Raw genomic sequence first — 12,778 nt, forward strand, 5'->3', positions numbered from 1 at the left:
CTTGACTGAAATTTCTTATGGTTAGAAGACGATGCCCCGTCTGACGGGGGACACATTTTGCGCAGAAATATAACACAAGGAGCATGCTCCGAATAGGAACATGCTCCTTGTAATTGTTACAATATGAATAACTTAGCGAGCTGTCTACCCGCTGAATCGGCTAGCTGTTTGGTTATTCTTCCAGCAATTTCTGCAGCAATACACCGTTTAGCATGGCACGCTTAATCATTGAAAATGCACCAATTGTCGGCTGGGTATACAGCTCTGATTCGACGATTGGCAAATCTTTGTGGAAGGTCGACAGCGACTGGGTCTCAATGCAGCGACGAATCGCCGGGAACACAATGTTTTTCGCCTGTACAATGTTGCCGGAAATGACAATTTTCTGTGGGTTGAACAGGTTAATCGTCATCGCCAGTGCTTTACCCAAATGGTTACCGACTTTAATCAGTGCCTGAGTAGCCAGTTCATCCCCTTTGTTTGCCGCTTCGCAGATAGCGGGCATCGTGACCTCTTCCAGCTCCTGTAAACTGCTTGGGTAGCCCTGAGCCAGCAGAGCTTGAACGTGCTTGATGATCGCCGGTTCAGAGGCAACGGTCTCAAGACAGCCAAAATTACCGCACTGGCATTTGTCGCCCAATGGATCAATCTGGATGTGGCCGATTTCGCCCACATTGCGGTTATATCCCAGGAATACCTGGCCGTTAACAATGATGCCTGAACCGGTACCGTGGTGAACACTGACCAGAATTGAATCATGGCAGTCACGGCTGGCACCAAAGTAGTGCTCGGCCAGTGCCAAGCCACGGATGTCGTTACCGACAAAGCAGGCTACGCCATATTTGTCGGTAATGATGTCTGCCAGTGGCAGGTTATCAACCTCGATGTGCGGCATGTAATCCACCACACCGGTCTCCGGGTCAATCAATCCCGGTAACGTGATACCGAATGCTACCAGTTCGCGCATGATGCTCTGGTTATCAGCGATAAACTGCCGGATATGGTCAAGCAGGCCGTCAATCAGTGCTTGCTGACTGGTGTAATGAAATGCATGGCCGGTACCGGCAATGAATTTACCGCTCAGATCGTACAGCGTCAGTTCGATGTAATTGCGGCCCAGACGGATCGCAATTGAGTGAAAAGGGGTTGATTCCGTTGTCAGGGAGATAGCTCTCCGACCGCCGGTAGATGCCTGCTGCGCGACCTCTTTAATCAGGCCGCGCTCCAGCAGTTGGCGGGTGATCTTAGTAACACTTGCCGGGGCTAGCTGGCTGACGTCAGCAACCTGGATTCGTGAAATAGGGCCCTGCAAGTCAATGAGCCGGTAAACAGCTGCACTATTTAGCTGCTTTACCAGATCTACATTACCAATTTGTCCGCCTGTCATAGTTTAGTTCTGCTCGTATTCGCCGTTAACAACAGTCGCCCGGACACGGTAGTCACGATCAAAAATAGTCAGGTTAGCAACCATGCCTTTTTTGATGGCCCCCAGTTTCTTGTCAACGCCAATTGCGCGAGCAGGATACAAGGTAGCCATACGAATCGCTTCGTCCAGGGCGATACCTGCATGCTCGACACTGTTTTGAACTGCTTCAATCATAGTGAGTGCCGAACCACCCAGTGTGCCGTTTTCATCAACACACTTACCATCTCGGTAATATACTTTCTTACCGACAAAAATAAAGTGATCAATGTCTGCTCCTGCGGGTGCAGTTGCATCGGTGACCAAAACAAGTTTGTCACCTTTCATGCGATGCGCCATTCGGATGTTGGCGTAGTCCACATGGAAACCGTCGGCGATGATACCGGTATATACCTCAGGGGTATCATAAATGGCACCAACCATACCGGGTTCACGTCCGGCAATTGGGGTCATGGCGTTGAACAGGTGGGTAGCGAAGCTGATACCGGCCGCAAAGCCTTTACGGGCTTCCACATACGTTGCATTGGTATGGCCTGCCGAGACGATAATGCCAGCCTCAACCAACTGTTCAATATGGCTGTGGGCGTTTAGCTCCGGTGCCAGGGTCACTTTGGTGACCACATCAGCATTCTCGCAAATCGCGTGAATCATCGAATCATCAGAACGACGAATATGGTCAACAGAGTGGATCCCTTTTTTCATCACGTTAAGGTATGGTCCCTCAAGGTGCAGGCCCAGAGAGTGATTCTGGTATTTACTCTGGTATTCACGAGCCGCCTGGATAGCCGCTTTCATGTCTTCATCTGAAGAGGTGATCAGAGTGGGCAGAAAGCTGGTGCAGCCCGACTTGAGGTTGGCGCGATGCATGGTATGAATGGTGTCGGCGTTAATTTCGTCATTGAACATGACGCCACCGCAACCATTCAGTTGTAAATCAATAAAACCCGGTGTGAGGTTAGCCCCCTCCAGATCGTAGGTTGCTATTCCGGCAGGTAGGTCAGACTCAGGGCAAACAGCGTGAATGTTCACGCCGTCAATGATGACGGCGTGGTTATTCAGCACATCGCTCCCGGTAAAAATGCGGCAGTTGGTCAGCGCGTACATGAATAACTCCTTCAATTACAGATGTTTGATGTTTTCTGCTTCAAGCTCTTTGAAGTACTTCACAGTCTTCACTTTCAGTTCCTGCGTGGCAGGTTCATCGCAGACAATCAGTGACTTAGGATGAATCTGAAGGGCTGATACTGTCCACAGATGGTTAACTGAACCTTCGACAGCGGCCTCAAGAGCCTGTGCTTTACCGTGGCCGGTTACCAGGATCATGATCTCTTCGCTATCCAGCAGCGTCCCGACACCGATGGTTAGTGCGTATTTCGGCACCTGGCTGATATCGCCGTCAAAGAAGCGGGAGTTGGCAATACGAGTATCTTCGGTCAGGGTTTTAATGCGCGTGCGTGAAGCCAGCGATGAGGCTGGTTCGTTAAATGCGATATGACCGTCGTTGCCTACGCCACCCATGAACAGGTTGATTTTGCCGTAAGACTTAATTTTTGCTTCATAACGTTGGCATTCTGCGTCGTGATCGCCAGTGTTGCCGTTCAGGAGATTGATATTTTCTTCTTGAATATCAATGTGATTGAAGAAGTTGTTGTACATGAAGCTACGGTAAGATTCCGGGTGATCCGACGGGATACCGATGTACTCGTCCATGTTGAATGTTACAACATGTTTAAAACTTACTTCTCCTGCTTCATAAAGCTCAATTAAGCGCTTATATGTAGCCAGTGGCGTACCGCCGGTAGGCAGTCCAAGAACGAAAGGACGTTCTGCGGTAGGCTTAAATTTATTAATACGATCAGCAATATAGCGAGCAGACCACAGACCTACATCTTTAGCATTGTTCAGTGGGATTAGTCTCACGGCGACACCTCATTCCAAGTTTCGATTATGGGTCAATTCTAGCGCGATTCGGGGTTTGTTTTGGATAATAAAATAAGTTTTATGATCGAGCTAGCAAAATCGCTGTTTGATTGGGTTTGCAGGTGATTATGATCACAATTGAAGAGGTTTTAATTTGCGGGGCGAAATTAATTTCTTACACTGCATATTACTTAATCGGATAACTAAAATAAGTTATTCATATCGCATCTGAGAAAACCATAGGGGGAACTGAGGGTGAATATTCTTGGATACTTTCAAAAAGTAGGTAAAGCGTTAATGGTGCCAGTCGCCACGCTGCCTGCTGCTGCAATCCTGATGGGTGTTGGTTACTGGATTGACCCGAATGGCTGGGGGGCGAACAGCGCTCTGGCAGCTTTTCTGATTAAAGCCGGTTCCGCCATCATTGATAATATGTCGGTACTGTTTGCGGTTGGTGTCGCATACGGTATGTCTAAAGATAAGGATGGTGCGGCGGCACTGTCTGGCTTCGTTGGCTTCCTGGTGGTAACCACGCTGTTGTCTCCGGGGGCTGTTGCACAAATCCAAGGTATCGACCCAAGCTCAGTACCGGCTGCGTTTAACAAGATTAACAACCAGTTCGTTGGTATTCTGGTTGGTATTGTATCGGCTGAAATTTACAATCGCTTCTCCCATGTTGAGCTTCACAAAGCTCTGGCCTTCTTCTCTGGTAAGCGTTTGGTTCCTATCCTGACGTCGTTTGCAGGGATTTTCATTGCCTTTATCCTGATGTACATCTGGCCTGCAATTTATGGCGGTCTGGTATCGTTCGGTGAAGGTATCCAGAGTCTGGGTGAAGTGGGTGCTGGTATCTATGCCTTCTTTAACCGTCTGCTGATTCCTGTTGGTCTGCACCACGCGCTGAACTCTGTATTCTGGTTCGACGTAGCGGGTATCAACGACATTCCTAACTTCCTGGGTGGCGCTAAGTCAATCGCGGAAGGTACAGCAACACCGGGTGTAACGGGTATGTACCAAGCGGGCTTCTTCCCAATCATGATGTTTGGTCTGCCTGGTGCTGCACTGGCGATGTACCACACTGCGAAAGCGAAGAACAAAGAGAAAGTTGCCTCTATCATGATTGCAGCGGGCTTCGCGTCTTTCTTCACTGGTGTGACTGAGCCTCTGGAATTTGCGTTCATGTTCCTGGCTCCGGGTCTGTACGTTCTGCATGCACTGTTGGCGGGTATCTCTGTGTACATTGCGGCATCAATGCACTGGATTGCGGGCTTTGGCTTCTCTGCCGGTCTGGTTGACCTTGTGTTGTCGACGCGTAACCCACTGGCGGTTAACTGGTACATGCTGATTGTTCAGGGTCTGGTGTTCTTCGCACTGTACTACTTTATCTTCCGTGCGGTGATTGTGAAGTTCAACCTAAAAACACCGGGCCGTGAAGACGAAGATACCGAGTCGTCTGCTGTTACCGGTTCACAGGAAACGGGTGAGTTGGCGAAACAGTATCTGAAAGCGCTGGGTGGTCATGAAAACCTGGAAAATATTGATGCGTGTATCACTCGCCTGCGTCTGACTCTGAAAGATCGTAGCCTGGCAGATGAGAAAACTCTGAAAGCACTGGGTGCGATGGGAGTTGTCAAACTGGGTTCAAATAACCTGCAGGTTATCTTGGGTCCATTGGCAGAGATTGTGGCTGGTGAAATGAAGAAAATCCCAGCAAGCGAAGATCTGTCCGCAGTAAAACTGCCATAAGAGAAATGCCGCTGGTTATCTGAAACCAAAGGGTTCTCTGCAAATCGGCCTCAGTAAGAGGCCGATTTTTTTCCCACTTGCTTGGTCTGCTAACGTGAGTACAAAATACAAAAACAGAGTAGGGGAAAGGTGTGGCGTTAGGTCGTTTCTGTATCTGTTTTTCGCTTTGCGCAGTATCGATATAGAAGCGGTTTGCACTGCTTCAAACCGGGCTGCCGCTATCCCTGATAGGCACCTGAGTGGAATGTTGTATTCGGCTTTTATCTGAAAGCCATTTAATTGCTGAGAATAATCTCTCGATTGCCCCGCGAATAGCGGGGTTTTTTTATCCATATCGACAAACAATGCATACTATTTGTTGAGTCATACCCCATATTTATGGATCATAGGGAAATCAAAAATCCTTCAGCACACGAGGTGTACCTAGATGAGTGAATCTGAAGCTCGTCCAACGAACTTTATCCGTCAAATCATTGATGCGGATTTAGCCAGTGGCAAACATACCAGCGTTCATACCCGATTCCCGCCAGAGCCAAACGGCTACCTGCACATCGGCCATGCGAAATCTATTTGTCTGAACTTCGGTATCGCTCAGGACTACCAGGGTCAATGTAACCTGCGCTTCGATGATACGAACCCAGAGAAAGAAGACATCGAATACGTTGAGTCAATCAAGAAAGATGTTAACTGGCTAGGTTTCGAATGGGACGGTGAAGTTTGTTACTCGTCTGACTACTTTGACAAGCTTCATGGGTTTGCCATTGAACTAATCAACAAAGGCCTGGCTTACGTGGATGAGCTAAGCCCAGAGCAGATCCGTGAGTACCGTGGTACCCTGACTGAGCCGGGTAAGCACAGTCCATACCGTGATCGCAGCGTAGAAGAAAACCTTGAGCTGTTCGACAAAATGAAGAACGGTGAAGTGGAAGAAGGCAAAATGTGCCTGCGTGCGAAAATCGATATGGCATCACCGTTTATGGTAATGCGCGATCCCGTTCTGTACCGTGTGCGTTTCGCTACTCACCATCAGACAGGCGACAAGTGGTGCATCTACCCGATGTATGACTTCACCCACTGTATTTCCGATGCACTGGAAGGTATTACTCACTCTCTGTGTACGCTGGAATTCATGGACAACCGCCGTCTGTATGACTGGGTGCTGGATAACATCACCATTGACTGCCGTCCACGCCAGTACGAGTTCAGCCGTCTGAACCTGGAATACACCGTGATGTCCAAGCGTAAGCTGAATCAGCTGGTGACTGAAAAGCTGGTTTCTGGCTGGGATGATCCTCGTATGCCTACCATCTCTGGTCTGCGCCGTCGTGGCTTTACGCCTGCGTCTATTCGTGAGTTCTGTAAGCGTATTGGTGTAACTAAGCAAGACAACACCATTGAGATGAGCTCTCTGGAGTCATGCATCCGTGATGATCTGAATGACATCGCACCGCGTGCAATGGCGGTTCTGGATCCGGTGAAGGTGGTGATTGAAAACTTCGACGGTGCCACTGAAATGCTGGAAATCGCGAACCACCCTAACGACCCTGAAATGGGTAACCGTCAGGTACCATTCACGCGTGAACTGTACATTGAGCGTGAAGATTTCCGCGAAGAAGCGAATAAGAAGTACAAGCGTCTGGTGCTGGGTAAAGAAGTACGTCTGCGCGGTGCTTATATCATCAAAGCTGAACGTATCGAAAAAGATGAAGCGGGCAATATCACCACGATCTTCTGTACTTACGACAATGACACTCTGGGCAAAAACCCGGCAGATGGTCGTAAGGTGAAGGGTGTGATTCACTGGGTATCGGCTGAAGCAGGTGTTCCGGCGGAATTCCGTCTGTACGATCGCCTGTTCACTGTACCAAACCCAGGAGCAGCAGAAGACTTTGTTTCTGTCATCAACCCTGAATCTCTGGTGGTACTGAAAGGTTTCGTCGAGCCAGCGCTGGTTTCAGCAGAAGCAGAAAAAGCATACCAGTTTGAGCGTATGGGTTACTTCTGTGCCGACAGCAAAGACTCATCAGCAGAGAGTCTGGTATTTAACCGTACTGTTGGTCTGCGTGATACTTGGGCAAAAATTGGTGACTGAGACTAAGTCTCAGTAGCTCAAAGATAAAAACCAGCCGAAAGGCTGGTTTTTTTATAGAGGGAGAAATATCAGTGTCAGTGGCCAGTGTTGAGCCGTCCGGCCCTGGTCGTTATGGTTGTGACTGATTATTTCTCGTCGTGAAGACTTTCGTCTTCCTGGCAATTACCATTCGCACAGTGACCGTACAGGTACAAGCTGTGGTTAGTAAGAGTGACATTGAAGCTGGCTGCGATTTCTTTCTGACGCTGCTCAATGAGATCGTCAGAAAATTCAATCACTTTACCGCAATCCAGGCAAACCAGGTGATCATGGTGGTGCTGGGTAGCCAGCTCAAACACCGATTTACCACCTTCAAAATGGTGGCGTGTGACGATGCCTGCATCATCAAATTGGTTCAGTACACGGTAAACAGTTGCCAGGCCAATCTCTTCACCGATATCGATGAGTTTCTTGTATAGGTCTTCAGCACTGATGTGCTGGCATTCAGGCTGTTGCAGCACTTCCAAAATCTTTAGACGTGGAAGCGTTACCTTCAGGCCAGCTTGTTTAAGTGCGTGATTATTATCTGACATTGGATTTTCCTATTGGCTATCCGCACCCTCATGGCACGGTAGTCTTTCTCTTCTTTATTCATTATAAGTGACCACAAGGTAACAATAAACCTAAAAGCGGGTCAATCTTGCTGATCTCTAACTTTTTCTTCTGTTGCTTTCTTGTTAATGGAATGTACATTTGTCGCGGTGTAGAGTAAGCTTTGGCTCATCGTACCAGTATTCAGGAAGAAACTACGTGTATCGATTCTACAAACCGGGCATTGTCAAAGCAGCCCTGAATATATGGCCGCCTTTTTGGGGAGCCGGCATTCGTATCGTCCATATTTCCGACGATTTTCGGGAAGTTAAGATCAGGCTGAAGTTAAGATGGTGGAATAAAAATGCTAATCGTACTCAATACGGCGGCAGTATTTTTTCTCTGACGGATCCTGTCTACGCGTTGATGCTGATGGGGATTCTGGGTAAAGAATATTTTGTCTGGGACAAGCACGCTGAAATTAACTTTATCAAACCGGGACAGACTGATTTATTTGCAGATTTTGTCATCAGTGAAGACTGCCTGAGCGACATTCATAAAGCGACGGAAGGGGGAGATAAGTACTTTCCTGAATTCGTTGTACATGTCAAAGATGCCAACGGTGAGGTCGTGTCACAGGTGAAACGGGTACTGTATGTCCGTAAAAAGCCGCAATACCGTGAAGCCGGCAATGAGGCGGAAAGCGAGGTGTTATCTTAAGCCGGGCAATGAACAACGTGGTACAAATCGACAATTAAGCCAGAGAGCAACGAGTAATTTTTCTTTTTAAAAGATTAGGTTGCATGTCTCGGTTCAAACGTCAGCCAATAAAAAACGCCAGGTAAAACCTGGCGTTTTGCTTGTGTGAGAAGGAAATTAGTCGGCCAGTTCTGCCAGACACATTTCTTCGTAAATTTGGTTAACCCATTTCTCAACACGCTCTTGCGTCAGTTCTGGCTGACGGTCTTCGTCGATACACAGGCCAACAAAGTGGCTATCGTCCACCAGGGCTTTAGATGCTTCGAACTCAAAACCTTCTGTTGGGAAATGACCAACAATCGTTGCGCCACGGCCTTCCACGATGTCACGTACTGTGCCCATGGCATCACAGAAGTATTCTGCGTAGTCTTCCTGGTCACCACAACCGAAAATCGCTACCAGCTTGGTTGAAAAGTCAATCTGCTCCAGCTCTGGGAAGAAGTCGTCCCAGTCACACTGTGCTTCGCCGTAGTACCAGGTTGGGATACCCAGTAGCAGCAGGTCAAAATTGTCGATGTCTTCTTTGCTGCTTTTTGCAATATCTTTGACTTCAACCAGCTTTTTACCCAGTTGCTTCTGGATCATTTTAGCGACAGCTTCTGTATTACCTGTGTCGCTACCAAAGAAGAGTCCTACACTCGCCATAGTAGAGATTACCCGTATTTAATTGTTGACCGTCAGCGAAAACGCTCACGATATACATAAATTAACCCGAGAGCCAAATGCTCCGGTCGCCAATGGTCATTCGGCTGAAAGCAGCGATTATACCTGCAATGATAACCATTGGCGTTGTAAAATTCAGCTTAACCGATGCCGGCGCCTTCCCAGCTAATCTGGATCAGCCCTTTGGTAACGAATCCTGCACAGCCCAAAAACAGGACCAGCCACACAATTTTGCGGCCAAAAGGCGGAACATTACCTTGCTTCAGCACATCTTTGATCGCCATACCGATTAAGAAGAAAATGGCGGCAAACATTAAATCCAGCCCGATAGATTCAAGCAAGTCCATGTGCTCATACAGCATTTGCGTCTCCTTACAGCCATAACGTTGTTGCTGAGTCAGGCGCGAACTATACCACAGACATAATGGTACTGTTAACGTTAAGCAGCTTGTAAGAAGTTTAAAATGATACGGTTAACCGTGTCCGGCTTTTCGGCATGAAGCCAGTGTCCGGTATTGGCAACCATGTGAGCTTTGGCATTCGGGAACTGGCGGCTGATCGCCTCACGGTGCTCTGGCAGAATGTACTCTGAATTCTGTCCTTTAATAAAGAGGGTTTTTCCTGCGTAAGGCGCGACTTCCGGCCAACCCATAATTGTGTCGTAGTTAGCAATCAGCCCATCGACATTAAAACGCCATCCGTAGTCGCCGCTTTCTTGTTTGGCGAAAGATTTCAACAGGAACTGACGGACGCCCGGCTCAACCACATGCATGGCCAGGTACTGCTCGGCCTCACTGCGTTTGCTGACCGGATGGCTGGCAACTTCACGTAATCCGGCAAAGACATTTTGATGACGGTGAACCTGATAGTGGACCGGTGCCATATCCAGCACCATCAGGTGATTCAGGCGGGTAGTGGCCAGCTCAGTCATCGCCATGGCGACTTTTCCGCCCATGGAATGACCAATGACGGAAAAACGTTCAATATCCAGTTGATCCACAACATTCAGCACGTCAGTGGCCATGTCACGGTAGGTAAAACGGTCGCTGTGAGGGGAGCGTCCATGATTGCGAAGATCCACGCTGATCACTTTGTATTGTTCTTTCAAGGATCTGGCGAGCAGGCCAAGGTTATCTGCACTGCCGAATAAACCGTGGATCAAGACGATCACATCGCCTTCGCCATCAACCTGATAATGAAGTTTCACTGACTAATTTCTCTTGTTGTTAACGCTTTACCGTAGAGTATAACCTCGGTTCACGTTATAATCTCCCGGTGATTTTTAAACGGAACGACAATGAACACTACGATGAAGACTATTGAGGTAGACGAAGAGCTATATCGCTACATCGCCAGCCAGACTCAACATATTGGCGAGAGTGCATCCGATATCCTGCGCCGCTTGCTGATGATGCCTGATCAATCCGGATTAGCCGTTCACACTGAAGTTGCTATACCGGTTCGCCAAAAAGGGATCGTAGTCAGCAAAGATGCGGGCAAGGTCGAGCAGGCTGATCGTGTCAAAGAAATGCGATCTCTGCTGATCTCCGATGAGTTTGCCGCTCAGGAAAAAGCGATTGGCCGATTTATGCTGGTTCTGTCTTCGCTTTATCGTATCGATCCGGAAGGCTTTGCAGAAGCCGCGGCAATCAAAGGTCGTACACGCGTGTATTTTGCTGACAGCGAAGAAAAGCTGCTGGCCAGTGGTAAAACGACGAAGCCGAAAGCTATCCCGGAGACGCCATTCTGGGTCATTACGAATACCAATACTGATCGCAAACGCCAGATGGTTGAGCAGTTGATGAACAAGATGAGCTTCGGCGCGGATATCATCGAAAAAGTTTGCGGTGAAATTTAACAGGCAAAAGCCTTTGATTTTACAAGGATAAGTTAATGGCGATTCATCCTCGAGCTGGGCAGCGTGCCCAGCAAGAAGATATGCATAATATTCCTGCGTTAGTGGCAAATTACTTTCTGATCGAGCCGGACGTTCAAGACTCGCAGCAGAAAGTGGCTTTCGGGACTTCCGGTCACCGGGGAACGGCTGACAAGGGAACCTTCAACCAGCATCATATTTGGGCAATTGCCCAGGCCGTTGCAGAAGTTCGCGCTGCGAATGGGGTAACGGGTCCGCTTTTCTTAGGTAAAGACACCCATGCGCTGTCTGAGCCTGCTTTCACCTCCACCCTGGAAGTGCTGGTTGCCAATGGCGTACAGGTTGTGATTCAACAAGGCCGTGGCTATACGCCAACGCCGGGGATCTCACACGCTATTCTGTGCCATAACAAAAACCATGAGGCAAAAGCCGATGGTATCGTTATTACCCCGTCACATAACCCGCCTCAAGATGGTGGGATCAAATACAATCCAGTACATGGCGGCCCGGCTGAAGGGAACCTGACCAGTGCCATTGAATCTCGTGCCAACGAGATTATCGCCGCTGGGCTGCAGGACGTTAAGCGTGTAACGATTCAGGATGCTTTTGCCAGTGAGCTGGTGGAAGAGCGTGATCTGGTTGCTCCGTATGTTGATGATTTGGTTAACGTTATCGACATGGCTGCGATTCAGCAAGCGAACCTGAAACTGGGTGTGGATCCGCTGGGTGGCTCGGGTATTGAGTACTGGCGTCAGATAGCTGCTCGTTACGGGTTGGATCTGACTTTGGTTGATGAGTCGATTGATCCATCGTTCCGTTTTATGTCGTTGGATAAAGACGGCGTCGTGCGGATGGACTGTTCGTCACCGTACGCGATGGCGGGTCTGCTGGCACACAAAGATAAGTTTGATCTGGCTTTTGGTAACGATCCGGATTATGACCGTCACGGTATTGTAACGCCTACCGGATTAATGAACCCGAACCATTACCTGGCTGTTTGTATTGACTACCTGTATCGCCATCGCCCTGAATGGCGACAAGATGTTGCGGTTGGTAAAACGCTGGTATCTAGTGCACTGATTGACCGTGTTGTAGCTGATTTGGGGCGTGAGCTTTGCGAAGTACCGGTTGGCTTCAAGTGGTTTGTGGACGGTTTGTACAGTGGTGAGCTGGGCTTTGGCGGCGAAGAAAGTGCCGGAGCGTCTTTCCTGCGAATGGACGGTACGCCTTGGTCGACAGACAAAGACGGTATTCTTCTGTGTCTGCTGGCTGCGGAAATTACCGCAGTAACGGGTAAGAACCCGCAGCAGTACTACGAAGCACTGGCTGCCAAGCACGGTGAGTCGGCCTACAGCCGCCTGCAAGCGGTCGCAAACAGCGAGCAAAAAGCCGTGCTGAGCAAACTGTCGCCGGAAATGGTTGCTGCTGAGACGCTGGCTGGGGATGTTATTACTGCACGTCTGACCCATGCACCAGGTAATGGTGCCGCAATTGGTGGCCTGAAAGTAACAACTGCGAACGGGTGGTTTGCTGCACGTCCGTCAGGTACAGAAGACATCTATAAAATCTACTGTGAAAGCTTTAAGGGCAAGGAACACCTCGCTCTGATTGAACAAGAAGCGCAGGAGATTGTCAGTAAGGTTTTCGCTGACGCTGGTATGTAAGCTTCCAGCTTTCGAGTTACTGATCAGGTCGATTGCTGACTGAAATTTAAAAACGCCCGCTTTGC

At 48.8% G+C, this 12,778-nt stretch carries 12 protein-coding genes; 5 read left to right on the forward strand and 7 right to left on the reverse strand.

The genetic code is table 11. The annotated features are described in order from the left end of the window. Positions 1-172 precede the first annotated feature (172 nt). Genes nagC through nagB form a run of 3 tightly spaced genes read right to left on the reverse strand, consistent with a single transcriptional unit; the run spans position 173 to position 3,343 of the window. A complete protein-coding gene (gene nagC, locus C9I92_RS11120) occupies positions 173-1,387 on the reverse strand; it encodes a DNA-binding transcriptional regulator NagC (RefSeq protein WP_047887782.1) in 1,215 nt (404 codons plus the stop codon). A 3-nt stretch (positions 1,388-1,390) separates the two neighbouring features. After that, positions 1,391-2,527 (reverse strand): N-acetylglucosamine-6-phosphate deacetylase, encoded by a 1,137-nt coding sequence (gene nagA / locus C9I92_RS11125; protein ID WP_047887781.1) that lies wholly within the window; start codon positions 2,525-2,527, stop codon positions 1,391-1,393. Positions 2,528-2,542: 15 nt separating this feature from the next. Continuing rightward, entirely contained in the window at positions 2,543-3,343 is an 801-nt protein-coding gene (nagB, locus tag C9I92_RS11130; protein ID WP_047887780.1) for a glucosamine-6-phosphate deaminase, read from the reverse strand. A gap of 255 nt (positions 3,344-3,598) precedes the next feature. On the opposite strand from nagB, the gene nagE reads away from it, so the two are divergent. Continuing rightward, complete coding sequence (gene nagE, locus C9I92_RS11135; protein ID WP_047887779.1) at positions 3,599-5,089, forward strand: N-acetylglucosamine-specific PTS transporter subunit IIBC; 1,491 nt, start codon at positions 3,599-3,601, stop codon at positions 5,087-5,089. Positions 5,090-5,516: 427 nt separating this feature from the next. Next, positions 5,517-7,181: a glutamine--tRNA ligase gene (gene glnS, locus C9I92_RS11145; protein ID WP_047887778.1), complete on the forward strand. Its 1,665-nt coding sequence runs from the start codon at positions 5,517-5,519 to the stop codon at positions 7,179-7,181. A 125-nt stretch (positions 7,182-7,306) separates the two neighbouring features. Here glnS and fur read toward each other — a convergent pair whose 3' ends face one another. After that, entirely contained in the window at positions 7,307-7,753 is a 447-nt protein-coding gene (fur, locus tag C9I92_RS11150) for a ferric iron uptake transcriptional regulator (protein WP_047887777.1), read from the reverse strand. A gap of 217 nt (positions 7,754-7,970) precedes the next feature. Here fur and C9I92_RS11155 point away from each other — a divergent pair, with 217 nt between their 5' ends. Continuing rightward, positions 7,971-8,471 (forward strand): DUF4442 domain-containing protein, encoded by a 501-nt coding sequence (locus tag C9I92_RS11155; protein ID WP_047887776.1) that lies wholly within the window; start codon positions 7,971-7,973, stop codon positions 8,469-8,471. 156 nt (positions 8,472-8,627) lie between these two features. Here C9I92_RS11155 and fldA read toward each other — a convergent pair whose 3' ends face one another. The 3 genes from fldA to C9I92_RS11170 all read right to left on the reverse strand — a co-directional run bounded on the left by fldA (position 8,628) and on the right by C9I92_RS11170 (position 10,380). Beyond that, the gene (gene fldA / locus C9I92_RS11160; protein ID WP_047887775.1) at positions 8,628-9,155 is read right to left on the reverse strand and encodes a flavodoxin FldA; all 528 of its coding nucleotides are present in this window, start codon (positions 9,153-9,155) and stop codon (positions 8,628-8,630) included. A gap of 158 nt (positions 9,156-9,313) precedes the next feature. After that, positions 9,314-9,535 carry a DUF2788 domain-containing protein gene (locus C9I92_RS11165; protein ID WP_047887774.1) on the reverse strand — a complete coding sequence of 74 codons (222 nt, stop codon included), beginning with the start codon at positions 9,533-9,535 and terminating at the stop codon, positions 9,314-9,316. Between the two features lie 77 nt (positions 9,536-9,612). After that, a complete protein-coding gene (locus C9I92_RS11170) occupies positions 9,613-10,380 on the reverse strand; it encodes an alpha/beta fold hydrolase (RefSeq protein ID WP_047887773.1) in 768 nt (255 codons plus the stop codon). A gap of 102 nt (positions 10,381-10,482) precedes the next feature. Here C9I92_RS11170 and seqA point away from each other — a divergent pair, with 102 nt between their 5' ends. Both seqA and pgm read left to right on the forward strand, forming a co-directional pair. Then, a complete protein-coding gene (gene seqA / locus C9I92_RS11175) occupies positions 10,483-11,031 on the forward strand; it encodes a replication initiation negative regulator SeqA (protein ID WP_047887772.1) in 549 nt (182 codons plus the stop codon). A 35-nt stretch (positions 11,032-11,066) separates the two neighbouring features. Beyond that, entirely contained in the window at positions 11,067-12,713 is a 1,647-nt protein-coding gene (gene pgm, locus C9I92_RS11180) for a phosphoglucomutase (alpha-D-glucose-1,6-bisphosphate-dependent) (protein WP_047887771.1), read from the forward strand. The last annotated feature ends 65 nt before the right edge of the window (positions 12,714-12,778 follow it).

The organism is Photobacterium ganghwense, assembly GCF_003025595.1.
Classification (GTDB): Bacteria; Pseudomonadota; Gammaproteobacteria; order Enterobacterales; family Vibrionaceae; genus Photobacterium; species Photobacterium ganghwense.